26 protein-coding genes are annotated in these 22,552 nt (G+C 62.2%); 19 read left to right on the top strand and 7 right to left on the bottom strand.

Annotated features, from left to right (window positions below):
* The first annotated feature begins 2 nt into the window (after window positions 1-2).
* The 5 genes from FIU88_RS18000 (at window position 3) to FIU88_RS17980 (ending at window position 7,771) form a co-directional block, all read left to right on the top strand.
* Complete coding sequence (locus tag FIU88_RS18000; protein WP_152480326.1) at window positions 3-500, top strand: TraV family lipoprotein; 498 nt, start codon at window positions 3-5, stop codon at window positions 498-500.
* Between the two features lies 1 nt (window position 501).
* Complete coding sequence (locus tag FIU88_RS17995; RefSeq protein WP_152480325.1) at window positions 502-3,114, top strand: TraC family protein; 2,613 nt, start codon at window positions 502-504, stop codon at window positions 3,112-3,114.
* A 9-nt stretch (window positions 3,115-3,123) separates the two neighbouring features.
* Window positions 3,124-3,906: a M48 family metallopeptidase gene (locus FIU88_RS17990; RefSeq protein ID WP_152480324.1), complete on the top strand. Its 783-nt coding sequence runs from the start codon at window positions 3,124-3,126 to the stop codon at window positions 3,904-3,906.
* A complete protein-coding gene (locus FIU88_RS17985) occupies window positions 3,903-7,049 on the top strand; it encodes an HD domain-containing protein (protein ID WP_152480323.1) in 3,147 nt (1,048 codons plus the stop codon). Before FIU88_RS17990 ends, FIU88_RS17985 begins: the two co-directional genes overlap by 4 nt.
* A 443-nt stretch (window positions 7,050-7,492) precedes the next feature.
* On the top strand, window positions 7,493-7,771 hold the full coding sequence (locus FIU88_RS17980; protein ID WP_152480322.1) for a hypothetical protein: 279 nt from the start codon (window positions 7,493-7,495) through the stop codon (window positions 7,769-7,771).
* A gap of 249 nt (window positions 7,772-8,020) precedes the next feature.
* Here FIU88_RS17980 and FIU88_RS17975 read toward each other — a convergent pair whose 3' ends face one another.
* Window positions 8,021-8,860 (bottom strand): hypothetical protein, encoded by an 840-nt coding sequence (locus FIU88_RS17975; protein ID WP_152480321.1) that lies wholly within the window; start codon window positions 8,858-8,860, stop codon window positions 8,021-8,023.
* Window positions 8,861-9,009: 149 nt separating this feature from the next.
* Between FIU88_RS17975 and FIU88_RS17970 the strand changes: the two genes are divergently transcribed.
* From FIU88_RS17970 to FIU88_RS17905, 14 genes are all read left to right on the top strand, one after another.
* Entirely contained in the window at window positions 9,010-9,363 is a 354-nt protein-coding gene (locus FIU88_RS17970; protein ID WP_152480320.1) for a hypothetical protein, read from the top strand.
* Window positions 9,356-9,751 carry a DUF6573 family protein gene (locus tag FIU88_RS17965; RefSeq protein WP_152480319.1) on the top strand — a complete coding sequence of 132 codons (396 nt, stop codon included), beginning with the start codon at window positions 9,356-9,358 and terminating at the stop codon, window positions 9,749-9,751. The genes FIU88_RS17970 and FIU88_RS17965 overlap by 8 nt, the downstream gene beginning before the upstream one ends.
* A gap of 307 nt (window positions 9,752-10,058) precedes the next feature.
* On the top strand, window positions 10,059-11,297 hold the full coding sequence (locus tag FIU88_RS17960; protein ID WP_152480318.1) for a hypothetical protein: 1,239 nt from the start codon (window positions 10,059-10,061) through the stop codon (window positions 11,295-11,297).
* Between the two features lie 187 nt (window positions 11,298-11,484).
* A complete protein-coding gene (locus FIU88_RS17955) occupies window positions 11,485-11,949 on the top strand; it encodes a hypothetical protein (protein WP_152480317.1) in 465 nt (154 codons plus the stop codon).
* Window positions 11,950-12,096: 147 nt separating this feature from the next.
* On the top strand, window positions 12,097-12,441 hold the full coding sequence (locus FIU88_RS17950) for a single-stranded DNA-binding protein (protein WP_172977774.1): 345 nt from the start codon (window positions 12,097-12,099) through the stop codon (window positions 12,439-12,441).
* A 65-nt stretch (window positions 12,442-12,506) separates the two neighbouring features.
* On the top strand, window positions 12,507-13,076 hold the full coding sequence (locus FIU88_RS17945; RefSeq protein ID WP_152480315.1) for a hypothetical protein: 570 nt from the start codon (window positions 12,507-12,509) through the stop codon (window positions 13,074-13,076).
* 95 nt (window positions 13,077-13,171) lie between these two features.
* Window positions 13,172-13,993 (top strand): thioredoxin fold domain-containing protein, encoded by an 822-nt coding sequence (locus FIU88_RS17940; protein ID WP_152480314.1) that lies wholly within the window; start codon window positions 13,172-13,174, stop codon window positions 13,991-13,993.
* A gap of 125 nt (window positions 13,994-14,118) precedes the next feature.
* Entirely contained in the window at window positions 14,119-14,445 is a 327-nt protein-coding gene (locus tag FIU88_RS17935; protein ID WP_152480313.1) for a hypothetical protein, read from the top strand.
* The gene (locus FIU88_RS17930; protein WP_152480312.1) at window positions 14,442-14,894 is read left to right on the top strand and encodes a hypothetical protein; all 453 of its coding nucleotides are present in this window, start codon (window positions 14,442-14,444) and stop codon (window positions 14,892-14,894) included. Before FIU88_RS17935 ends, FIU88_RS17930 begins: the two co-directional genes overlap by 4 nt.
* Window positions 14,891-15,265, top strand: coding sequence for a hypothetical protein (locus FIU88_RS17925; protein ID WP_152480311.1), 375 nt, complete (start codon window positions 14,891-14,893; stop codon window positions 15,263-15,265). The genes FIU88_RS17930 and FIU88_RS17925 overlap by 4 nt, the downstream gene beginning before the upstream one ends.
* A 440-nt stretch (window positions 15,266-15,705) precedes the next feature.
* A complete protein-coding gene (locus tag FIU88_RS17920; protein WP_152480310.1) occupies window positions 15,706-16,641 on the top strand; it encodes a recombination-associated protein RdgC in 936 nt (311 codons plus the stop codon).
* Window positions 16,642-16,860: 219 nt separating this feature from the next.
* Window positions 16,861-17,634: a ParA family protein gene (locus FIU88_RS17915; protein WP_152480416.1), complete on the top strand. Its 774-nt coding sequence runs from the start codon at window positions 16,861-16,863 to the stop codon at window positions 17,632-17,634.
* Window position 17,635: 1 nt separating this feature from the next.
* Window positions 17,636-18,811, top strand: a complete 1,176-nt coding sequence (locus FIU88_RS17910) for a ParB/RepB/Spo0J family partition protein (RefSeq protein ID WP_152480309.1) — start codon at window positions 17,636-17,638, stop codon at window positions 18,809-18,811.
* A gap of 5 nt (window positions 18,812-18,816) precedes the next feature.
* The gene (locus tag FIU88_RS17905; protein WP_074211810.1) at window positions 18,817-19,086 is read left to right on the top strand and encodes a helix-turn-helix domain-containing protein; all 270 of its coding nucleotides are present in this window, start codon (window positions 18,817-18,819) and stop codon (window positions 19,084-19,086) included.
* A gap of 62 nt (window positions 19,087-19,148) precedes the next feature.
* On the opposite strand, the gene FIU88_RS17900 is transcribed toward FIU88_RS17905, so the two are convergent.
* From FIU88_RS17900 to FIU88_RS17875, 6 genes are all read right to left on the bottom strand, one after another.
* A complete protein-coding gene (locus FIU88_RS17900) occupies window positions 19,149-19,415 on the bottom strand; it encodes a hypothetical protein (protein ID WP_152480308.1) in 267 nt (88 codons plus the stop codon).
* 14 nt (window positions 19,416-19,429) lie between these two features.
* A complete protein-coding gene (locus tag FIU88_RS17895) occupies window positions 19,430-20,389 on the bottom strand; it encodes a tyrosine-type recombinase/integrase (protein ID WP_152480307.1) in 960 nt (319 codons plus the stop codon).
* Window positions 20,382-20,702 carry a hypothetical protein gene (locus FIU88_RS17890; RefSeq protein WP_152480306.1) on the bottom strand — a complete coding sequence of 107 codons (321 nt, stop codon included), beginning with the start codon at window positions 20,700-20,702 and terminating at the stop codon, window positions 20,382-20,384. The genes FIU88_RS17895 and FIU88_RS17890 overlap by 8 nt, the downstream gene beginning before the upstream one ends.
* 140 nt (window positions 20,703-20,842) lie before the next feature.
* Window positions 20,843-21,121, bottom strand: a complete 279-nt coding sequence (locus FIU88_RS17885) for a hypothetical protein (protein ID WP_152480305.1) — start codon at window positions 21,119-21,121, stop codon at window positions 20,843-20,845.
* A gap of 250 nt (window positions 21,122-21,371) precedes the next feature.
* Entirely contained in the window at window positions 21,372-21,845 is a 474-nt protein-coding gene (locus FIU88_RS17880) for a hypothetical protein (protein ID WP_152480304.1), read from the bottom strand.
* Between the two features lie 313 nt (window positions 21,846-22,158).
* Window positions 22,159-22,383, bottom strand: a complete 225-nt coding sequence (locus tag FIU88_RS17875; RefSeq protein WP_152480303.1) for a hypothetical protein — start codon at window positions 22,381-22,383, stop codon at window positions 22,159-22,161.
* Window positions 22,384-22,552: the final 169 nt, after the last annotated feature.

Genomic DNA, 22,552 nt, shown 5'->3' with positions numbered 1-22,552 from the left:
CGATGACCAAGAAGCTGTTGATCCCCCTGGGCGCCCTGCTGCTCCTCGGCGGCTGCGCCACCGTCAAGCATGATTGCGACCTCGGCGAAGAGTGCGTGGGCACCAGCGATGTCTACACCGCGGCTGTGGCCAATGAGGGCTCAAGCGAGTCGGTGATGGAGGGCGTGGAGCCCGCCTCCGAGGCTGAGGAGGCGCAGATCGAGCAGTGGCGCCCCTACAGTGGCGGCGGTCTCACCGACCAGCCGGTATACCAGCCGGGCAAGCCCGTGCGTATCTGGGTGGCCCCGTGGCGCGGTGACGATGGGATTCTCCGCTCAGGCGAATACCTCTACGTCACCCTCCCCGATGCGTGGCGCTATGGCGAGCTGCGTAAGGAGGGCGTCGGCGCCGGCATGATCGGTCCCGCGCCGGGCGCGCTGCATATTGCACCTGCGGGCCGTGGCCGCCAGCCGAACCCGAACCGCATCCAGCCGCAAATGCAGATCGTCCAGGAGGACTGAGATGAAGATCACTGCGATGACTCGCATGCGGCACCAGTTGCGCCGCATGATTCAGCAGGGGGCACCCGACTACGGAGAGCGTGCTCTCCCTCTCCAGGCGGCTGAGGCGCTGACTGAGCGGGATGATCCGGCCAGCCTGCTGCCCTACCTCGACTATGAGGATGGCTACTGTGTCAGGGATGATGGCAAGCACCCTCAGCTGGGGTTTGGCATCCAGTTCTCTCCGCTCATGGTCGCCGGTAAGGACATCGAGGAGCAGATCGAGTCGCTGATTACCCGGGCGCCAGCTGACACGGTGATTCAGTTCGTCGCGCACAGCTCCCCAGCGATCGAGGACCGCATTCAGACCTGGGAGGCGCGGCGCCTGCGCTACTGCAAAGACCCCATGCTCAAGGAACTGGTGGAGCGGCGCAGCCAGCACATGCTCGATGCCGCGGCCAACAACAAGAGCCTGTTGCCGAACGAGCGCCTGTACCCTCGCGAGGTTCATTACTTCGCCTTCTTCACGATGACCTTCGACGGTGACCCGGAGCATGCTGAGGAGATCCGTTCATGGCGCCACATGTGCGACGAGTTTCGCCAGTCGGTGCAGGGGGCCTTCGCGTCGATGGGCCTCGGCCCCGCGCTGATGAACGAGCTGGGCGCCCGGCGCGTTCTGCGCCGGATCGCCAACCCGCAGATGGTCCCTGGTGAGCTTCAGCGCCTCGAGGAGGAGGACGGGAGCTTTGTCGATTCCATTTTCGACAAGCGGACCCGCATCCGCGTGAAATCCTCTGGCGCCATCCAGTTCAGCGATGACGAGCGCGAAGTCGACGTGGTGCCGATCACCATCGACACCTACCCGGACTACCTGCGGCTCTTCATGACGGGCGACCTCCTGGGCGAGCTGAAGTCGGCCACTGACCGGATTTCGCCGGCCTACTGGATGCACACCACGATCTACAAGCCGTCGACCGAGAAGGCGCGGAACGACATCACCATGCGCATGGGGATGATCTCCAAGCAGTGCATGAGCGATTCCGAGTGGTACAAGGGCATGATGCCCCACCTGTTCACTCGGCGCCGGGACACCCAGCAGCTGCTGAACGACACCCGTTCGAGCTACTGCCCGGTGCGCATGTGGTCAGGGATCAACATCATCACGGAGCCAGAGCGTGCTGCCTCGGATGCCGATTACGTTACCTCGCTGTGGCGGAAGGCGGGGTTCCGGGCGTCCCGTGAGCGCTACATCACCCTGCCGATCTGGCTGTCCTCGCTGCCCTGGGGCTACAACCCGCGCATGGATAAACCGACCTCGGGGCTCCAGCGGGCGCAGATGGTCTCGAGCCTTAACGGGGCCTGTGCGTCGGTCTGCCAGGGCGACTGGGGCGGCAATGGCCCGGTGGTCCGCAAAGACCCCCAGGGCAACCCGTACCTCTATGCCAACGGCCTGCTCCTGATCTCGCGCCGTGGGCAAATGTCGTGCATCGACATTTTCGACTCGGCGACCTCCTACAACTTCTCGGTTATCGCGACCTCGGGGGCGGGCAAGTCCTTCCTGGCCAACGAGTTCGTCACCGACATGCGTTGCCGGGATGGCGTGGTGCGGATCATCGACGTGGGCGGTTCCTACAAGGAGCTGTGCGAGCTGCTGGGCGGCCAGGAGCTGCGCTTCGACCCCAACTACCCGGTGTCCCTCAATCCCTTCTGGGGCATCCGCGGCAAGCAGCGCTACGACGATGATGACGGGGGGAGCGAGATCGCAGAGATGATCCCGGTCCTCAAGGACGCTATCTCGCAGATGGCCTTCCCGCTTGGGGAGCCGGACAACTACGAGTACCAGCTGATCGAGAAAGCCATCCTGGAGACCCATGACACGCATGGTGAGGTCATGGAGACTAAACACGTCTACCAGTGGCTGGAGAAGCGGGCAGACAGTGATCGGGTGGCCAAGAACATCGCGTTGCAGCTGGAGCCCTATGCGGTAGGCCGCCATGCCGCCTGGTTCAACGGCGAGCCCCAGCTGGACCTTTCCAACGAGTTCACGATCCTCGAGCTGGAAGAGCTGAACGTCGACCGCGAGCTGCGCAACGTGGTGATGACGCTGCTGATGGCCCGGACCACCCGAGACATGTACCTGAGGCCCCGCAACATCCCGAAGATGATGCTGATCGATGAGGCCTGGGATCTGCTGGCAGACCCCAAGAGCGGCAAGTTCATCGAGACCGCTTTCCGCCGTATCCGTAAGTATTACGGCAGCGCCGGCTTCATCACCCAGGGCTTCAAAGACACCGACCTCTCGCCGGCTGCCCAGGCCGCCTTCGATAACGCGCCCTGGACGTTTGTGCTCAAGCAGTCCGGCCCCTCGCTGGACTATGCCGAGAAGAACGGCAAGCTGGGCGGCGAGGACGAGTTCCTGTTCGACATGCTGCGAGGCGTTAAGCCCGGGGCGGGCTACTCTGAGGTGTTCGTTAAGCACGAGAGTGGTGGTGGTCTCTTCAGGTTCGTGGTCGACCCCTACTCGTACTTCCTCTACTCGACCAACCCGAAGGATCAGGCTCGCTTGATGAAGCTCACCGAGGCGGGTCACAGCACGCAGGAGTCCATCCGCATGCTTGCCGAAGGGCAAGGGTAGGGCTGTCTGGTGCTGGCGCTTCTATCCGCCCTGTCGGCCTGTCTCGCCGGGGCGGTGGGCTACTCGGTCATGGTGGTGCTGCCTGTGGTGGTGTTCATCGGGGCGCCTCTGGAGCTGCTGCGACCACCGGGCGAGATGGCCGTCTCGCACACCCTGGCCCAAGGCACCATTCTGGCGGGAGCCGCCGTCTCCATCCTCGCTTGGCTAGGGTATCGGCTGGCGCCAGCCAGCTATCGGGTCGGTCGCCTGTTCCCTGGGGCTCGCGAGCTGGCTGATCGCGTCTGGGTCTACGAGTCCCCTGCCCTTCAGGCCTATGCCATGCCCAGCCCCACGGGTGGCGTGGTCGTCCTGACGCGGGCTGCCCTGAACCTCCCCAAGGCAGAGCTTGACTGGCTGCTGGCGCATGAGCGATCGCACCTGCGCCGGGGGGATGCCTCGGCCAATCTCTGGTGGTGGACCCAGCACCTCATCCTGCGGTTGGCACTCCGCGTGGCCCTGGTGATTCACACGCTGCTGCGTCCCGTACCTGTCCTGGGGCTGGTCAGCCGCCTCTATTACAACGTCGCCTTCCTGGGCTTGCGGATGGCGCTGTGGCTGTTCAAGGCGCTGGACCGGCACCTGGGCCGCCTCATGGAGTATCGCGCCGACAGCGATGCAGCACGCGCCACCACGGCGGTGGCCGGCTGCTACCTCCTGAGCCGCCTGCCAGCCGGGCTCGAGCCAAGCTGGGGGCTTTTCTCTACTCACCCGCCCACCTATCGGCGGATTCGGCGTCTGGAGCGCATGATATGAGCCTGATGGGCTATCGCTCGACTCTCCTGCGATCCGTCATTGCACTGACGGTCTTCTACAGCCTCGCTGGCATGGTGGCCTTTTACGCTATGGGGCCAGAAGCTCTCCAGGCGTGGCTGGAGGCTCGTGGTTTCTGGGATGCGGGCAGGGGCGACATCAATCCCGCGAACGCCGCCTCTGCCGCCACAGAAGCGGTGGTGGCCAGGGTAGATAATGTCTGGCCCTGGCTGGTTGGAGGCATGGGCGTGGGGACGCTGATCGTCCTCATGGTGGTATTGGTCGGCCGGGTCGTGCGTCGTTATCGAGCGAAGTCTCGGGGCGAGTTTCGCGGCATGGATCTCACCATCACGTCCATGCCCACGCTGGACCTAGTGAAGTTCAACCCGATCAAGGCGCAGCTGGCGGGCGAAGTGCCCCGTCATCATCGCCCGCTGATTCACCAGCTGCTGGGCTACCTGCAAGCACATCCTGACGCCTACTGCGGGGATGGCCATGGGACGACGCTGCTCGAGCACCACCTCGGCGTCATGGATCAGGCCTTCGAGTATGAAGGGGCCGACCCGCTTCTGGCCCTTGCAGCGGCAGCGCACGACATCGGCAAGACGATTTCGCATGCGAAACAGGACGGCGAGTGGGTGCGGCTTTCCCCGCACGACAAGGAGGGCGGTCGACTCCTGCCGAAGTTTCCCGCCTGGTGGGAGTTGCCCGATGATGAGCGGGCGATCCTGCTGCTGGCGGTCAAGTATGAGCACTCGCCCTCCAAAATGCCGCGCACCTTTCCAGGGCTCACCGGCAAGGACTTGCGCCGAGCGACCACCCTCCTCCATCAGCTACGGGAGATCGATGGACTCACCACGCGCAGCGAGAAGAGCAAGGTTCTGGAGTCAGTTAATGTGGAGGAGCTGGCGATCGATGCCTTCCTGCGCGTCATCCCCCTGGTGCCTTATCAGGTCAAGGGCCTGGCCAAGGGGGTGAAGGCGGCGGGCTTTCGCGTGGGCGATCGCCTGTTCCTGTCCGAGCCGATGATCCGTGAAGCCGCCCTGACCAAGCTGGGGCAGGGTGTTGCCGAGGCGCTTGGCGGTGGCTATCGCGCCCCTGGCAAGACTGGGCAGTTTACTCAGATTCTCTTAAAGGCGCTCCATGATCGCGGGTGGCTAGTGACCGAAGCCGAGGGCGTGCCGGAAGGCAGTGAGACAAGCAAGACATGGACGCTACCAGCGGATCAGGCGCTGTGGCGCGTGCGATCCGGCATCATTGAGTTCCGGGGCATGATCGCCGTCGAGCTGCCTGAAGAGCATCACGGGCTGTATCCGCGAGAGACTGCCTATGAGGTGACGGTGATCGGCCCGCTGCGCACCAGCGCTGGCAGTGGCGTCGTGCCGACCAAAGACAGCGGGAAGCGTGAAGAGCGTGCCGAGATTCCCAAGAGCATCCCTGCCTCCGAGGTGTGCGAGGTCAGCCTCTTCGCCGCTTCACAACCTGGAGGCGATGCGGGGAAGGTGGAGCCGTCAGCTTTCGGTGGGGATGTTGCACAGAAAGGCGAAGAGGCCCCGGGCGCTGGGAGTGCCCCTGCCCAGGGTGAGGCCTCGAAAGGCGACGTGTCCTGGCTGCTGGACGATGGCTTCGAGGACACTGCGGCTCCAGTAGGTGGGAACGCAGCACAGAAAGAGGAGCCGGCAGCCGGTGGGGATGCGGAACAGGAAGGCGAGCCAGTAGGTGGGGATGTTGCACAGAAAGGCGAGGAGTCCGCTGGCTCGGCCGGCGTACCTGCCCCGAAGAGCAACACCTCCTGGCTCCTCGAGGACGATGACAGCGCCAGCACCGCACCAGTAGGTGGGGATGCTGCACAGGAAGAGTGGCCGGCAGCCGGTGGGAACGCTGCACAGAAAGGCGAGCCAGTAGGTGGGGATGTTGCACAGAAAGGCGAGGAGTCCGCTGGCTCGGCCGGCGTACCTGCCCCGAAGAGCAACACCTCCTGGCTCCTCGAGGACGATGACAGCGCCAGCACCGCACCAGTAGGTGGGGATGCTGCACAGGAAGAGTGGCCGGCAGCCGGTGGGAACGCTGCACAGAAAGGCGAGCCAGTAGGTGGGGATGTTGCACAGAAAGGCGAGGAGTCCGCTGGCTCGGCCGGCGTACCTGCCCCGAAGAGCGACGCCTCCTGGCTCCTCGAGGACGATGACAGCGCCAGCACCGCACCAGTAGGTGGGGATGCTGCACAGGAAGAGTGGCCGGCAGCCGGTGGGAACGCTGCACAGAAAGGCGAGCCAGTAGGTGGGGATGTTGCACAGAAAGGCGAGGAGTCCGCTGGCTCGGCCGGCGTACCTGCCCCGAAGAGCGACGCCTCCTGGCTCCTCGAGGACGATGACAGCGCCAGCACCGCACCAGTAGGTGGGGATGCTGCACAGGAAGAGTGGCCGGCAGCCGGTGGGAACGCTGCACAGAAAGGCGAGGAGCCCGCTGGCGCGGCCGGCGAACCGGCCCCGAAGACCGACGCCTCCTGGCTCCTCGGGGGCGATGACAGCGCCAGCACCACACCAGTAGGTGGGAACGCTGCACAGAAAGGCGAGCCAGTAGGTGGGGATGTTGCACAGAAAGGCGAGGAGTCCGCTGGCGCGGCCGGCGAACCGGCCCCGAAGACCGACGCCTCCTGGCTCCTCGGGGACGATGACAGCGCCAGCACCACACCAGTAGGTGGGAACGCAGCACAGAAAGAGGAGGCGCCAGCCGGTGGGGATGCGGCACAGAAAGGCGAGGAGCCCGCTGGCGCGGCCGGCGAACCGGCCCCGAAGAGCGACGCCTCCTGGCTCCTAGATGGCGATGACAGCCCCAGCACCGCACCAGTAGGTGGGAACGCTGCACAGGAAGGCGAGCCGGTAGGTGGGGATGCTGCACCGAAGACTGAGCCAGTAGGTGGGAACGCTGCACAGAAAGCGGAACCGGCTGGAGGGGATACGCAGGAGGATGAGGCAAAGCTGTCGCCCATCGAGCGACGGTTGCAGAAGCGTCGAGCGAAAGCCAAGAAGGCCGGTGCCAGCGCCCCCGGCAGCGGTGCTCCACAAGCAGGAAGCGACAATGGTGCTGGCGCGAAGGGCAAACGAGCAAAGGCTGAGGTGGCGGGGCCGCCCAAGCTCTTCAGCTGATCCTCGTGTCTGGTCATCGGGGGTCATGGTCATCCCTATCTTTCTTCGAGACCTGCAATCCCGCAGGAATGAGGAGAGAGACCATGTTGAACCCTGAAGGCGTGCTGATTGTGCGGGAGGAGAGCGACCTCCGTGGATTCTGGCGAGCTTACGAGCGCCACCATGAGAGCGCAGACCCTGCCGAATTCGGCATTGAGCGCAGAAGCGCCCAAGTGCGGTTCCATCGGAGTGGCTGGCCATGTTCAGCCTCCACGAGGCTTACGATCGATGGTGTGCGCCGTACTTATCCGGTCACGCACGGGCTCTATGGCCTAGTTGTCCGGCCCGATCGCTGATTCACAGCCTCCCTCAGCTGATGCTGCGGGAGGCTTCCCTCCAAGTGTCACTCCTCTCCCTATCTCCTATTGAGACCTGCAATTAAGCAGGAATGAGGAGAGAGAGTTATGCAACAGAAAGTACGACGATGGGTAGGAAAAGTCCGACGATGGCTGGCAAACCGCCCGCCGCTCATGGGGCCTGAAAGCCTCGCTGTTGTGACTGAAGACGTGCGCAAGCTCGGCATCGGCGCCATGGGTGCTGGAGTGTTAGGGCTATTCGCGCCGAGTGACAAAATCGCCCTTGGCGATTCAGTTGCCTTGTTTGCCCTGGGTGCTATCATCTGGGTAACAGGCATCATGCTGCATGCGCTCAACGAGCGTAGCCGTCCTGATTCCGAGGAGTAGGTTATGACACCCTTCAGTTGGATGATCTTGTCTTTTGCGCTTCTTATGGCTGGCGTATGTGGATTCACATTCGTTCAGATTATGCGCAACGAGCACAAGCAGCACCGTAACGGGCAGAGTTAGCCCAATCCAGGCGATTGTCATTCTCGCCGGGACAAATCATTGTGATTTGCTATTCAACAGGCTCCCTCCGGGAGCCTTTTCCATTTCTGGGGGGGGGCGCATTGAAGCGGGCAAGCCAAGCGCCAGCTACCCCACCGCCTTGGCCAGGGATAGGGCGACAGCCCCGGCGCCGACTATGCCCCAGGAATACGGGCTGGCAGCCATGCGCACCAACACCTGCCCGGCAGCCGGGCGTGTAGTGCTCAGGCAGGCGTGACGACGCAGCAAGGCCTCACTCTCGAGGTTCTGGACTTGCTGCGCCAGCTCGGCGATCTCCCGCTGATGATCCGCGATCGCGTCAACAGCGCTGCGCTCCCTGATGTTTGACCGCCAGGCCTGTTCTGCATCCTCTGTGACTAGCTCGCCAGCACGCATTGGCTTGGACGTGGCCGTTATGGAGCCTCCCGGGGTGCCCGGGGAAAAGGCTATGCCGAATTGCTCATAGAACCGATCACGCCTCTCCTTGTTGCTCCCTCCCCAGGCCCCGTCTTTCTCATCTTCCCAGGACAGCTTGATTCGCATGACCTCAGCGGTGGGCCATTGCTTAGCCCATGCAACGATCTCTGCCATGAGGTATGTGCCAACGCGGTGACCAAGGAGGTCAATCATGCGGAGGATGATGTCCCCTCCAGGGCTGCATTGTCCGTCAGTGAGCTTGATGCGCTCTGGTGTCCCGTAGCCAGCCGGCGAGTAGCAGGCAGACCAGGAGAACTGGTTGCAGCCAAATAGGGGGTGCTCGCCGATGCGCCTCACCTTGAGCGTGAGGCGTCGGTCCTGACTCACTTGCTGCTCGGTGCGCTGGATGAGCAGTAGCGCTACGGGTTCGTGGCTATCAGGGTGCTTCGGGTGCCGGACCTCGATCACTCTGTCATCGCTGTTGCTGGCGCCTTGGCAGGCGGCTCTGAGGCCGTCAGAAAGAGGGTGCATGGTGTGTCGTTCTGCCTCCGGTTTCGCATGCGGAACTGATCTCACCACCTTACCACCACCCTCCCGGCCGAGTGTCAGTCCCGCCTCTACCTCCTCTTGAGACCTGCATCCGCAGGAATGTGAGAGAACCAAGAGAGAGAGAAGCAATCATGGAAACGATCGGCGATCGTCTGGAAACCGTTGTCTTCACCCGCAAGAGCGGGAATCACGGAGAGTACCTGGGCACTGAGCCTGGCGTGTTCGCTGTGGTACGAGTAGATGGCCAAACCTTCAAGGTGCGGTACGGCGTGGATCTTGATGCGCCGTGGTGCTGGGAGGTTGAGCATGTGGCGAGTGGCCTTGCCGCCCGCGGCTGTAAGCGCTGGGATCTTGGCATGGCCGCTGAGCGGCTGAAGCGCCTTGTCATGCGCAAAGGTGCCTGGGAGCCTGTCTGGAGCACGACTGAAGTGCCGATGGAAGCCTTCCTTGCAGCTCGGTCTGTGGGGGTGCGTGCTCATGTTTGAGGCTACCGACCTGATCCACTCGTACACCCGTAGCGATGCCATCGAAGATGGGGATCTTATCGAAGTCAGCGAAGCCGCCAAGGAAGCTGGGTTCAAGGTGCCTGTCGCCATGACCACTGCTGCCTGGCATGAGCTGGTGGCTTGGGATCAAGCTGCCAGGCCACATGGCCCGCTTCAGGATGAGGCTGGGCGATTGTGGGATGTTCTGTCGCTCGCGATCCATGCGGCTCGCAAGGAGCGAGACTCGAACCAAGTCGAGTACACGGTGAGAGTCATGGAACCACTGGAGAACGGCCCGCGGGTTGTTCCCAAGCGTGCCGTGATGCACATAGGCCCAGGAGACAATCTTGAGCCGGTGATCACGATCATGCTCCCTGGGGAGGACTGACGCGCTCGCGTCTTGCTCCATCCCTTTTCTCAAACCCCTGTCAGCCTAGCGCTGTCAGGGGTTTTCTTCTGCTCGAGCTAATATATGCAGGGCTTGGGCGCCGGCCGATTTCGCATGTGGAATCGGAGCGGGCAGTACCTCGCAGCATCTCGACGATGCTGGAGTGCTCGCATAATCCTTCCAGCCCCCTCTGCTGTTCGCAGCACGGGGCTTTTCATGTCTTCCCCAGGGGCGACCGATAGGACACTGCCCGCCCTACCTCCTCTTGAGACCTGCAATCCCGCAGGAATGAGAGAGGAGAGCAATCATGACTACCCAGACGAGCAAGACCACTTGCTGGATTCCGAAGAGCCACCTACCGGCCCTCAAGACGAAAGTGGAAGCACTGGATCGCAAGGCAGCAAAGCTCGGCATGGAGCCGTTCCGCATCGAAGTGCTTGAAGAGGCTGTGAAGCCTTGGACGCGGCAAATCCTCGACCTCGAGGACAAGATCGGCTACCACCGCGAAGAGACGATCCGAGCCGTAATGGTTCGCGTCACCGGAGAGCCGCCGCTGATCAATGGCTACCGGCTGGTTGCCAGGATCGATATGGCTGCCGCGGCGGCCGTCAGGGTCACTCCCTTGGCATGGGCCTATGATCGTCTTCCCGAGCCGTATCGGTCGGGTGAGGCGACAGGGCACTGCGACCACTGCCATCAGCCGCGTGATCGTCGTTGGCTGTTCCTCCTGGAGGAGATGGAGACCGGGAAGATCCTGGAGGTAGGCAAGACGTGCCTCAAGGACTTCCTCGGGCGGCAGGGGGGCGAGGCCATGCTTCGGCGTGCTCAGATCCTGTTCTCTGTGATCAACATGATCGAGGAGATCGATGAGGATGGGGGAGTACAGGGAGGCAGGCCACCGGAGCCGGTGGTCGACCTCCGCTGGCTCATGTGCGCCGCGGCCATGCAGATCCGCAAGCGTGGATTCGTCTCGCGAACGCGAGCTGAGGAAACCGGGGATCTGGCTACCGCCGAGATTGTTGGCGAAATGACGCGCTCAAGCGTGATGCGCCGCAAGGGCATGGCGGCTTTTGCGTCTGAGGATGTCGCGAAGGCGGATGCTGTTCTCGCCTGGGCTAGAGAGGTGCTGCCGGCGAAAGCCGACCACTCCGAGTTCGAGACGATGATCGTGCATCATGCTCGGTTCGACATGGTAGGCCTTAGGCGAGGGGTCGGGGTGATGACAGCAGCTATCACCGCCTACGACCGCTATAAGGAGCAGACGGCTGGCCTGGAGGGGCTTATCGCCTTGGGCTATGCCGGCGACCCGGGCGAACGCCTGGAGCTGGTGTGTGAACGCAAGCGGTCCTTCTCCTCGGAAACGAAGTGGGGGCTGATGTGGAAGCACATCTTCTGCGACACCGATGGTCGGCAACTGGTTTGGAAGACCGGCAAGGCCATCGAAGAGACGAAAGTGACGCTGAAGGGGCGTGTGAAGGAGCACGGAGAATACCGGGGGATTCCCCAAACCGTGGTGACACGCTGCTCGATTCAGCCAGCATCATGATTCACTCGCCCCCTGCACGCTAAGCGTCAGGGGGCTTTTTCCTGCACCGCCTATCCTCTCGCCGAGGCCGATCGCCGGTTCCGCATGCGAAATCCGTTCGCCAGCCTTCCCGCGCCAGCTGAGTGGCAGTCACCGCCCTATCTCCCTCTGAGACCTGCATCACGCAGGAATGTGAGAGGAGAGAGCAATGAACATCGAGCTGATCGTGAATCAGGAAGACGCGCTGGCCTTTGGTCGTGAGTTTGGCGGGCTGCCCCAGGACAGCCTCGAGGAGGGGCAGGTGGCTTTCGCCATCGACCTTCAGAAGGGCTCGCGATTCGTCCTCCCGCGCCAAGCTGGGCGCAGCTGGCGCCAGCCAACGCAGCGTGAGATGGCCAGCCTTGGCACTGATGCCAACGTGGCCTTTGAGGTGTTCTCGCTGAATGACCTGGAGGGCTTCGCGTTCTCCACCGAGGACGGGACTGTGATCCAGGTGCGCCGGCCTGACCGCGGGTTGCATCGGGAAAGCACATTGCAGTCTATCGACAACGATGAGGACGTGTTCGTGGTGAGCTTCACCAAGCGGTTCTTCCGCCGCATGTTCCTCGACAACCTGGCGCAATGGAAATTCCTCCAGCCCAGGGCAAAGATCTCACGTCACCTACAGCGGTGATTTTTCCAGCCCCCTAACTCTACGAGCTAGGGGGCTTTTCTCGGCCTATCAAAAAAAATCACCCGGAGGCGGCCATTAGTGTCAGTGGTGCCCCTATCCCCTACCGAGACCCATTCGGTGGGAATGTTGAGAGAGAGGAGATTGAACATGTGGGGCAAGACTATCCAGATCGGTCACATCGGTGAGCCTGAAGTACGTACCAACGACAAGGGAAAAACCTACGTTCGGTTCGGCGTCAACATGGCCAAGAAGTCGACTGATGAAGCCATGTGGCTCAACTGCATCATTGGTGGCCGCTTCGCTGAAGTGATGAAAGACCGCCTGATGCGAGGCCAACTGGTCTTTGTGGAAGGCGCCTTGTCTTTCCGCAAAGCACAAAATGGCACGGTGTACACCAACCTGATGGTCGACACATGCCGCATCCTGCGTGACCCGCGCTCTGCCAATGGCAGTGCTGGTGACGGGGAAGAAGATGGGGAAATCCCCTTCTAAATCATTCATTCATAGCCCCTGGGTAACTCCTGGGGCTTTTTCATGCGTAGACGACAGGGGCAGCCATGAGCGACACCGATCCGAATTCACAGAAGCCCAGAGAGCAATCTCCCTTGGCCAGGGTGCTCCCCGCCGTGGGCGGGGTGCTGGGCATTGCCGCCTTCGCCATGACCATCATCCCGGTTCAGCTTCCCTGGGCCTCGTCCGACGCAGAGACACCGCAGATCGTCACCTTCGACACCGCGAAATACGTGAATGCCCGCCGTGCCGCGGCCAGCAGCTTGTTGGGCGAGGACGGCGAGGCTCGAGACGCTGCGATCTCCACCCTGTCCCGGATCGACAGCGGTGTTCGCCCCGCGATTGAAGAGGTGGCGGACGGCGCTGTGGTTATTGTGCGCCAGGCGGCCGTGCTCGATGGGGCGCTCCCGGACATCACCGACACAGTGCTCAACGACCTAGGGCTGCCGACAGAGGCGCCCACGCTTGAAACCAGCCTGGATCGCCACGGTGACACCTCCTACAGCTCCTCGGACCTCTATGAGGAGGCCCGAGAGCTTGTTCGCCGAGCCAACCAAGAGGCTCGTGAACAGGCCGCCTCGCGCAGCGAAGCGGACATTGAAGAGCTGCTGCCCTGAGGCAGTGGATAGGAAAACCCCGATGTGGCCATGCCCGACATGGCGAGAGACACGCCAGCGATGCTGGCGCAAACCTAAGCTCAAGGAGCACACCCATGAAGCAACTCACCCTGATCGCCTCAGCTGTCACCATCGCCTCTGCCCTGATGACCGGCAGTGCCTTCGCCGAAGACTCGACAGCTGAGGGAAGTATGGAGCTGCCCAAAGCAGTAGCGGACCTGGGCATCCCGGGCGCCCATGTGGACAAGAAGTTCGACACGGGCCTGGACGGAATCAATGGCTGGGTAATCAGCGTCGAGAATGACACCAATGTGATCTACACCACCGAGGACGGAAAGCATGCGTTCGTCGGCATGATCCTCGGCGAAGGCGGTGAGAACCTGACCCAAGCACACATGGAAGAGCACATGGAGAATAGCCCGCTGGCGGGCATGCCTGGTCGAGCTGGCGCCAGCCAGGCTGACAACGGGTATACCGACGACGAGGAGGCCAAGGCACTGGAGCTGGTGCAGAGCGCCCCCTTCTATGTCGAGGAGGGCTCCGGCGAACAAGTCATCTATGTCATCTTTGACACCCAATGCGGCTACTGCCAACGCATGTACCAAGCGTCTCGGAGCGTTCTGGATGACGTGACGATTCGCTGGGTGCCGGTAGGCTACCTGGGCGAGCAATCTCTCCGGCAGGCTGCCCAGATCGCGGACTCAGACACCCCGGCTGACACAATGGCGCTCTTTGAGCAGGGTGGCGGCGTTACAGCAGCGCCCAGCACGGAGGCAATGGACCTCGTGAGCCAGAATAGCCAACTGGCTCAGCAGGCTGGCATCACCGCCACTCCGACGACGATCTACGAGGATGCGAACGGCGAAGCTCAGATCCGCCGCGGCGCCCTGCGTGCCGCGGAGATCCGCAACCTGTAACCTCTCCTCCGACCGACCAAGGCGCCCAGGCCCCTCTTGAGGGAGCCCGGGCGCTGTCCTAGAGGGCGTGTATGTCACACCATGAATCACCACGCATAAGTGTTGCCCGCCGTTCCCTGGAGGGCATGTTCCCGCAGCTGGCCGTCAACCGAATCTTCCCGCGAAAGCCTCGCAAGGTAGGCCAGGGGAGTCGTGAGAAGACCGTCTACCCCCGCCGCTGGCTGCACCACCCCCTCACCCCGGAGCAGGCCCGTTGGGTCGCAGAGCGCTCTGCGGATTACTGGTTCCGCTGGTTCATTGCGTTCGGTGCGTCAATGTTCCTCTCGGTGAAGCTGGGGCCGCCCTATGGGGCATTTCTCCACCTGGGCTTTACCATCGTGGCTGGCTGGACGCTGATTGGCGTAGCTGTCGCAGTCGGCAGGAACCGGAAAAACCCGAGGATTGACGCATGACACAAGGCAAGGAGCCCTGGCTGGCAGGGCTGGGCCGGTGGCTCACCGGCCGGAAGAACCCCTCTGACGAACAGGCAGCTGTCGACCCTGGGGATCGAGCCATAACGGCAGCCACCCGCAGTCTGGCGCTGGACATGCTGAACGAGGCCTCCTCCCATGAGCGATTCGCCCCCAAGGAGGTTGTCGTCTGGAAGTGGGGGATGAAGAACAAGGCCGTGCCGCTAGCGGGGCAAACTGCCCTGGTGATGAAGGTCCGGGAGGAGGCGCTGATCGATGACTCGCAGCAGCCGTCATCGACCTACTACCTGGAGCCCTTGGATGTCCTGATCGGCATCTACACCCATGAGGGCATTTTCCGGGAGCTATGGGTCGACGGCCGTAGGTTGTGCCATCGCTCTGATCGGCGAGCTAAAGCATCCAGTCTCGGCTCCACCGGGGAGGCCTCATGAAGGACGAAGCCAGCATCAAGGCCTCTGATACCCCGCCGCAGTTCGATGAAATGATGAGCAGCCTCGCTCGCCAGCAGCTAGGACTTGATGCCCGATTCACCGTGTATGCCGTGGCCACTGACCAGATCGATGAAATCGAGCTGGACTTGATCGACAGCTTTGAAGACCTGCACCTCCAGAGCTTCACAGTTCATCTCCCTGCCGGCCTGGCCAGGGTTAGCCTGGCTCCCTACGAGGATGGCGTCTGGAACCTCAAGGAGGCCGTTCATGGCGTGGTGAACCTAGGTCATGACGCTCGTGAGGCGCTTGCTGCGGGCAGCCCCCTACCGCGCCCCCGGATCGCTTTACCACCCCGCGGGGGGCGGCATTAGGTATTAGCCCCTGGGTAATATATAAATCGTCGTGTGGTATTGTTACAATATGGCGCATGCAGATAATCGCCTCGATCAGCTCCACGAGCTACCTCTCACGAAGGAAGACAAGCGCTACATCACGCACTGTCTCGATGAAGGCGGGGTGGTGGACGCTGAGCCGGTCCTGGCAGCGTATGCGTCATGCTGGGCCTCCGCGGCTGAGAGAGCCCCAGACCGGATGCGAGATAATGCCGGCCGCCGATCGGCCAACACCTTCCTCCGTGAGGCATTGGGGGTTGATGGGCCGGCATCTCTCCGGTAGCCAGCAGCGCCAGCCGTCGACTTAGGTGGGCGGGGAGGAGGAGTTATACCGTTATCTATATCGGCATCTCCGTTCATGCTCCAAAAACGACACCTGAGCCCCTATCCATAGTTACCACACCGCGATAGGGGGTTACATGTTCGACAATGCTCTGATCTACCGAGCCCACAGCCACTTTCCTGATGCCGACCAGCTTGCACAACTTTGCGGCAAGCAGCGTTTCCGAGCTTGCGCTTCGACCGAGGCTAAAAGGGTAGGGTGGTCTGCCGTCTGTGGCGACCAGATGGTGCATCCGGTGAACTCGCAATTCCTGGTCCTGCGCTTCAGCCGGCAAGAACGGCTGCTTCCTCCCGCTGCGGTAAAAGAAGAGGTTGAGGAGCGTGCTGCGGCTCGCGAGAAGGCGTCTGGGTCTCCGTTGCGGCGAGCTGAGAAGCAGATCCTGAAGGAGGAAGTCTACGAGGAGCTGCTGCCCAGAGCCCTGAAGCGCACAGGTCACTTCCTGGTGGCCATCGACATCCAGCGAGGCTGGATTCTGGTGGATGCCGCCAGCCGAAAGAAAGCTGAGGAAGCGCTGGACTTGCTCCGGCTGACAACTGGCTCCTTGAAGGTCACGCCTCTCGCCACTCGCGATCGCGCCACTGAATTGATGACGCGCTGGCTGGCCACCCCGGCCGAGCGCGCAGAGGGCTGGGAGCTGGGCGAGGCATGCCAGCTTGAGTCCCCATCCGGGGATGAGGGTGTGATCAAAGCCACTGAGGTTGACCTCGAGAGTGACGAAATCCAGCAGCACCTCGAGGGCGGCCGAATCTGCTCCGCACTTGCGGTGGCGAGAACAGACCAGCTGGCGCTCGTCCTCCAGGACGACCTGGCGTTCAAGAAGATCAAGTTCGATGACGCACTGATCGAGGGCGCCGAACCCTCCGATGACGATGCCTCGGCCTTTGACACCGAAGCCCATTTGCACATCCCAGCCCTTGCGGCTGTCATCGAGGAGCTGATCGGCTTACTCGGTGGCGAGGTCAGCCCGGTCCTCGAGGAGGACGCCTCCACCGAGGAGCAAGATGCGGCGTAGGCCTCGGTATAACTCCCAACGGCCTGGCACCCGCTAGGCCTTTATAATGCTCCATCTGTCCCGCCTTATGATCCTTGTCGACTCACTTTATGTCGACTATTATGTTTCGCATGCGAAATTGGCCTGGCCAGGCCCTGCACTCTGAGCCGGGCAAGGATCGACTATCCTGCCTCCCCTGGAGGTCGGACAACCGGGGACACCATGACCAATATCATCAGCTTGACCAAGATCATCAGCTTCGCCAATCAGAAAGGCGGCGTCGGCAAGTCGACCATCTGCCTCCAGACGGTCTTCCACCTACAGGAGGCAGGTTTTCGGGTGCTCGCCATCGACCTGGACCCTCAGGGCAACACCTCCAGCCGCCTGAGCCAGCAGGAAGGCGAGTACACGGGAACCCCCTCCGCGCACCTGTTCCGAGAAGACTACACCGACATCCGCCCGATGCGCTGTGCTCGCGGCATGGACCTGATCTGGACCGAGAAGAACGACCCTGAGCTGTCGGAAATCGAGTCCATGCCACTCGGCTGTGTCCTCAACCCGATCAACAACCTGAAGGCCAGCGGAATCCTTGAGCACTACGACTATGTAGCGGTCGACTGCCCGCCCAGCCTTGGCCGGAAGCTGGTGGCTGCCCTCACCATGTCCACCCACGTCATCTGCCCGGTCCAAGTGAGCGGCTTCGCCCTGGATGGCGTCGAAGGCCTGCTCAACACCATCATCAACGTCCAGGAGGAGCTGAACCCCGACCTGGAGAACACTGGCATGGTGATCAACAACCTGAACCGAAACTTCCCCTCCCACCTGCGTGCCTGTGAGCAGCTTCGAGAAGCAGTGCCCGATCTGGTCTACACCGCCGAGATCGGCCTGCGCGGGAAGCTGGACGAGGCCAACAACCTCGGCGTCCCTGTGTGGAGCATCAAGGCGACCTCGGCGCGTGATGCTGCGAAGGACATTCGGGCGGTCATCAACGAACTCATGGAAAAGGTGGGCTGACATGGGACTGGGAAACCTGAGCAACCTGCAAAGCCTGTCTCGTCGCTCCAAGGGCGCGAAAGAGGTACTTCTGCTCGACACGGCAGAGGTGGAGCCCAAGCAAGGACAGGTACGGGAGAAGTTTGCTGGCATTGAGGAGCTGGCCGAGTCGATCAAGGTCAACGGCCAGGAACAGCCGATCATCGTCTACCCCAAGGACGAGAGCGGAAAGTACCGCATCCAGAAGGGCGAGCGGCGCTGGAGGGCCTGCAAGCTCGCGGGGCTGCCGGTCGAGGCGATCGTCAACAAGAAGGAGCAGGATGACCTGGATGAGACGGCCGGCGAGCTGATCGAGAACATCCAGCGCGAGAACCTGACTCCTATGGAGATCGCCAAGGGCATCCAGAAATTCATCGATCGCGGTTGGCAGGGCATGGATGTCGCCAAGCGGCTTGGCAAGTCCCGGGGCTATGTCTCCTCCCACCTGTCCCTGCTGAAGCTCCCAGAGTGCGTGATGCGCCTCTACGATGAGGAGGTTACGTCTGATCCCGAATCGCTCAACGCACTGCGGCAGCTGCACACCATTGCGCCCGAGCAGGCAGAACGGATCTGCACCAAAGCCCTTGAGGAAGGAATCAGCCGGAAGGCATGCCGGGAGCTGCTGAAGCAGGCTAAGAAAGGCGGCCTGCCGGAAGACCCGGAGATCCCTTCCTCAGCCCGACAGGAGCCCACCCCTGGCCCTGGGACCAATGATGACCAACCAAACCTCCAGGGGCTCGAGGAATCGGCCGGGGGCGCCGATGGCGGCAAGGAACCGGGGGCCGGCACACCCGGGGGATCAGGTGAGGAATCACCAACCCCTTCACCTGGCCAGGGAGGCTCTGCTGCGGGCGATGAAGCTGGCGCTGGTGCTGATCCGTCGCAAGAGGACAAGTCCACTTCCAAGCGGGAAGAACGGAAAGGCCCCGAATCCAAGAGCGCCACCCCGCCACAGCCGGTGCCCACCAAGGAGCCGGCTCGGGCTCGGATCGTTGTCAGCGTCAGCACCCCTGACGGCCATCGCAGCGGTGTGCTGCAAACAGACCGGATCGACCCTGAAGCGGGCTATTGCTGGGTTCGCTTCGACAATGGTGGCGAGGAGCCGCTGCGGGCTCGAGTGTCGGACGTACAGCTGCTTGGCGTCGAAGGAGAGGAATAGTACCGATGCCGAGCCTATCGCGAGACACACAGCGCAAGTACGCCATTCTGCGGGCGATCGACACCATGGAGCGGCCGTCGCTCCAGGACATCGCCTCAGAGACTGGCATACCTGCCGGCACCGTCAAACGACAGCTGACCTCGATCCGGGAGGAGCTGAAGGTGAAGATCCTCTTCATCCGAGATCCAAGCTCACCAGAGGGCGCGAACGGGTACTACTCCCTGGAGGGCTGGGGCATTCTCGACCCTTCTTCTTTCCGCAATCACTTCGGCTGATGCCGAACGACCATGCTACCCAGGGAGGCCACGGCCTCCCTTTCTCATGCCCAGCCGCCAGGCTAGAGATGGCTCAGAGGCCGGAAGTCAGGGTTCAGCTCATCCAGGAGGTCTCCTAGCTCGGCCAGCGCGTCTCCGTAGCATTCGTGGGCGACCTCTGAGGATACCCGGTTGGGCATGTCATGCTGATCGAGCACGACAAGAAGCAGGCCCGGCACACCGTCTCGAGCTATCACGTCGATGTTCCCCCACAGATTCTCCCGCGAGACCGCATAGCTCAGCATTTCCCTGAAGCGCTCACGGTCATGCAGAATCTGGATGTTTGCCATTCTGATCTCCTGGTTCATTGCCCCTTCATTGCCTCCTCGAGGCGACGTTCCGCGCTGCGGTCATAGCGCTGCGTGGTCGCAAGGTTCGAGTGCCCCAGCGCGTACTGCACGGTCAGCACGTCAATGCCCCGATCGAGCAGATTGGTGGCGAAGGTCCGCCTGAAGTCGTGCGGGGCGCATTCATCAATGCCGGCCTGGGCCGCACGCTCCTTGATGATGTAGTAGACGGCCTGATCGGTCAGCCTCTTATCGCACACCACGCCATGCCGGCGCACCCGCGTGAACAGAGGCCCCGTGTCACGGGCAAGACAGGACTGCCAGGCCTTGAGCCGCTTGAACGTGCGGTCAGGCAGGAAAACCAGCCGCTCCTTGTTGCCCTTGCCGACGATCCTGATGGCTTGCCGACTGGTATCGATAGCCTCAAGATCCACCGAAACGCTCTCTGACCGACGCAGCCCGGTCGACACCAGCAACTGGAGCAACGCTGCATCACGGATGCCCTTGGGGCTGTCATCAGTTTCGCATGCGGAACTGAGGGCCTGGATCGAGGCTTCGTCCAGGTGAACCCCCTTAGGAAGGCGGGAGCCGGGGACGCCTTTCAGGTCACGGATCTGCTGGTAGCTCTCGCTATCCATGGCCCCCATGACCCAGGCCTCGCGGGCTACACCCTTCATGGCCGACAAGGCGGCGTTGACCGTGGCTGGGGCCTTGCCCATCTCAGTCATCATCTCCACGATCGACCGGACATGATCACGGCGTATCAGCTGCCATGGGCACCCCTGGATGTCGTAGCCTCCGCTCAGCGTGGCGATGATCTGTAGGTGCGAGCGCATTGTGACCCGGCTACGCCGTGAATTGAGGTTCAGCAGGTACGAGAGCCCTGCATTGCCCCTAGCCTCCGAGAGCGCATCCTGAGCACTGGCAGCGAGGGCCTGGGAGCCCTGGGGGCGAACAAGGGTCAGATCGCTATCCATGGCCATCCTCCGCTTCGGCCGACACCAGCTGCATGAGGTGGCCGCCTTGGTGGCTCGAGCACTGCTCAACCGCGTCCAGGTTGCCATGCTGGTGCTTCAGCTCGAAGAAGCCATCGCCGCCAGGCACCTCCTCGACATAAACGCGCTGGCGCCTGAGCCCGCCCGGGATGGTGCAGCTCAGGTGCTCCAGGACAGAATCAGCATCTTCCCGGATGCTCACGATCTCTCCGTGATCACGCAGGATCACCATGAAGTCGTTGGTCAGAATGGCCGAGTACGCGGCCCGCGGCGGCATCGTGATCTGGTCTACCATTCAGGTCTCCATTACAGATGGTTGGCGGGCACCCCCGGGGCCGGAGCCCCGCTGGCGCCGCCAGGTGGATTCAGCCATGGCCATCACTTCCCCTGGCCAGGGGCAGTGCGTTGGGCAGCCGCAACGCTGGCGGTCGATCGCTACGCCTCCTCGATGCACCATTCGGTGAAGGCCTCCTGCTGGTGCTCGCTACAGGGGGCGAAGCCTGTGACGCGCCCACCCTCGACTCTGATCTCATCGAAGCGCCCCATGGTGTCGCGGTAGTAGACGCGCCGCCGCCCCAGGTCACCCAGCTCGGCAGTCAGCCGGTCAATGACGCCCTGGGCATCATTGGTGATGGAGCGAGGTCCGTCCTGATCGATGATCACCACCAAGGTGTCGCTGACCAGCGCGATCTTGTAGATGGCCTGTAGCCTCATGCGTGAATCCTTCTCCAGGTGATCCTCAGAACAGGCTAGATGCCCTATCGCTATTCTCTACTTTCTTAAATCATCATTTTAATAAGTAGACCCGCCTCGCCTGCGAGTTACTCCCATCTGAGGCACGCCCAGACGGCCTGAATGCGGGATAATCTCGACTCGCGTAAGTTGTTGATTTTTCTAGACCATGAAAATCAAGATAAGCCGCGTAATCTTGATTTTTGTGCATCGCACCATTTCCGCTTTCGGGCTATGAGAAGCCCGGGTGGACCACCCGACCACCGCGCCGACGATTGAAGCGCGGATTGGGCTTCTTACCGGCGGTGTATTGGCACGACGGGCACACATATCGGTATTCCGTCTCCGTCAGCACCGACAAGCGGCCGTCTTCCTGGCACGGATGGCAGATCGCATGGGGCGGCCGGTCATCGGTGACGCACTCATCCCTTAGGGGCAGGATGTAGCCGCCCATCGGCGTCTTCTCCATGCGGTAATCATCGAATCGGGCCTTGTTGTCGAGCTCTCCCCTCAGGCGCTCGACCTCCTCGAGGAGCGACTGGTACTCGGCTTGGGTGTCAGCCAGCTTGGAGTGCACCTCTGCCAACTGCTCCATGACTCCGATAACGGCAGCATGTGCCTGGTGCTGGTCGCTGACATCCTTGGCCGACCTGGCCATATCGAGCGCTGCCTTGGTGCTGCTGATGAGCGCGGCGAAGTCGATCATCGCTCCCTCCCTGGTGGTTTCCGGGCAGTTCACACCAGGGGGCCCGCGCTGTCCAGACACGACCAGGGCGGCCGTCACAAGCAGCACGGCGGCCACCACTCGGCCAGGCGCTGGACGATATCCAGCATCACGGTCAGCAGCTCCAGGAAGAGGCGGGCAAGCTCAAGGCGTTCACGCATGGGGTAGGCCTCACGTTCGTTGGTGGGCCTCCCATGGTCGTGTCACGACATGGCGCCGGCGACAAGCGCGCGTTGTAAAACCGGCCTCCCACAACACGCCGTCAGGCTGTGAGCTCCGGAGCCGTTAGAACCTCTCATGCATCCCTCTCGGCCAGCTCCTGTATCACTGCCGTCGGCGACTTCCCATCCGACAGCATCTCCCTCGCTTCCACCTTCAGCTGTTCCGCCAGCTGGGTCTGGTACGCGCGCGCCCTGGCATAAGCGATCTGATTGATGGCCTTCTTGATCGGCCTCGGCAGGGGCTTTCCGAGGGCATCGGCGTCGATCTCGCCCATCAGGGTTTCCGTGGTTTTCGGCATTGAAATTCTCCGTGCGTCATGTGGGTTGCATAAGGGTGAAATGCCCCGCCCCGCATAAGGGTCAAGCCGGCGTCCTGCTTCTGCCTCGCCATCCCCCGCCAATAGTCGCTTCGGCAGCGAAGTCTATGGTTTCCGACGCGGGTTATCCGGCGGTTTTCGGAAACCTCGA

It is taken from the genome of Halomonas sp. THAF12, assembly GCF_009363675.1.
GTDB lineage: Bacteria > Pseudomonadota > Gammaproteobacteria > Pseudomonadales > Halomonadaceae > Halomonas > Halomonas smyrnensis.
The sequence above is the reverse complement of the archived record's forward strand: the minus strand, read 5'-3'. Positions and strand labels throughout refer to the sequence as shown.

Excerpts from the sequence above, each read along its gene's own strand:
- FIU88_RS18000 (WP_152480326.1), top strand. The coding sequence starts at position 3 with ATGACCAAGAAGCTGTTGATCCCCCTGGGCGCCCTGCTGCTCCTCGGC.
- FIU88_RS17995 (WP_152480325.1), top strand. The coding sequence starts at position 502 with ATGAAGATCACTGCGATGACTCGCATGCGGCACCAGTTGCGCCGCATG.
- FIU88_RS17985 (WP_152480323.1), top strand. The coding sequence starts at position 3,903 with ATGAGCCTGATGGGCTATCGCTCGACTCTCCTGCGATCCGTCATTGCA.
- FIU88_RS17980 (WP_152480322.1), top strand. The coding sequence starts at position 7,493 with ATGCAACAGAAAGTACGACGATGGGTAGGAAAAGTCCGACGATGGCTG.
- FIU88_RS17975 (WP_152480321.1), bottom strand. The coding sequence starts at position 8,860 with ATGCACCCTCTTTCTGACGGCCTCAGAGCCGCCTGCCAAGGCGCCAGC.
- FIU88_RS17970 (WP_152480320.1), top strand. The coding sequence starts at position 9,010 with ATGGAAACGATCGGCGATCGTCTGGAAACCGTTGTCTTCACCCGCAAG.
- FIU88_RS17965 (WP_152480319.1), top strand. The coding sequence starts at position 9,356 with ATGTTTGAGGCTACCGACCTGATCCACTCGTACACCCGTAGCGATGCC.
- FIU88_RS17960 (WP_152480318.1), top strand. The coding sequence starts at position 10,059 with ATGACTACCCAGACGAGCAAGACCACTTGCTGGATTCCGAAGAGCCAC.
- FIU88_RS17955 (WP_152480317.1), top strand. The coding sequence starts at position 11,485 with ATGAACATCGAGCTGATCGTGAATCAGGAAGACGCGCTGGCCTTTGGT.
- FIU88_RS17950 (WP_172977774.1), top strand. The coding sequence starts at position 12,097 with ATGTGGGGCAAGACTATCCAGATCGGTCACATCGGTGAGCCTGAAGTA.
- FIU88_RS17945 (WP_152480315.1), top strand. The coding sequence starts at position 12,507 with ATGAGCGACACCGATCCGAATTCACAGAAGCCCAGAGAGCAATCTCCC.
- FIU88_RS17940 (WP_152480314.1), top strand. The coding sequence starts at position 13,172 with ATGAAGCAACTCACCCTGATCGCCTCAGCTGTCACCATCGCCTCTGCC.
- FIU88_RS17935 (WP_152480313.1), top strand. The coding sequence starts at position 14,119 with ATGTTCCCGCAGCTGGCCGTCAACCGAATCTTCCCGCGAAAGCCTCGC.
- FIU88_RS17930 (WP_152480312.1), top strand. The coding sequence starts at position 14,442 with ATGACACAAGGCAAGGAGCCCTGGCTGGCAGGGCTGGGCCGGTGGCTC.
- FIU88_RS17925 (WP_152480311.1), top strand. The coding sequence starts at position 14,891 with ATGAAGGACGAAGCCAGCATCAAGGCCTCTGATACCCCGCCGCAGTTC.
- FIU88_RS17920 (WP_152480310.1), top strand. The coding sequence starts at position 15,706 with ATGTTCGACAATGCTCTGATCTACCGAGCCCACAGCCACTTTCCTGAT.
- FIU88_RS17910 (WP_152480309.1), top strand. The coding sequence starts at position 17,636 with ATGGGACTGGGAAACCTGAGCAACCTGCAAAGCCTGTCTCGTCGCTCC.
- FIU88_RS17905 (WP_074211810.1), top strand. The coding sequence starts at position 18,817 with ATGCCGAGCCTATCGCGAGACACACAGCGCAAGTACGCCATTCTGCGG.
- FIU88_RS17900 (WP_152480308.1), bottom strand. The coding sequence starts at position 19,415 with ATGGCAAACATCCAGATTCTGCATGACCGTGAGCGCTTCAGGGAAATG.
- FIU88_RS17895 (WP_152480307.1), bottom strand. The coding sequence starts at position 20,389 with ATGGATAGCGATCTGACCCTTGTTCGCCCCCAGGGCTCCCAGGCCCTC.
- FIU88_RS17890 (WP_152480306.1), bottom strand. The coding sequence starts at position 20,702 with ATGGTAGACCAGATCACGATGCCGCCGCGGGCCGCGTACTCGGCCATT.
- FIU88_RS17885 (WP_152480305.1), bottom strand. The coding sequence starts at position 21,121 with ATGAGGCTACAGGCCATCTACAAGATCGCGCTGGTCAGCGACACCTTG.
- FIU88_RS17880 (WP_152480304.1), bottom strand. The coding sequence starts at position 21,845 with ATGATCGACTTCGCCGCGCTCATCAGCAGCACCAAGGCAGCGCTCGAT.
- FIU88_RS17875 (WP_152480303.1), bottom strand. The coding sequence starts at position 22,383 with ATGCCGAAAACCACGGAAACCCTGATGGGCGAGATCGACGCCGATGCC.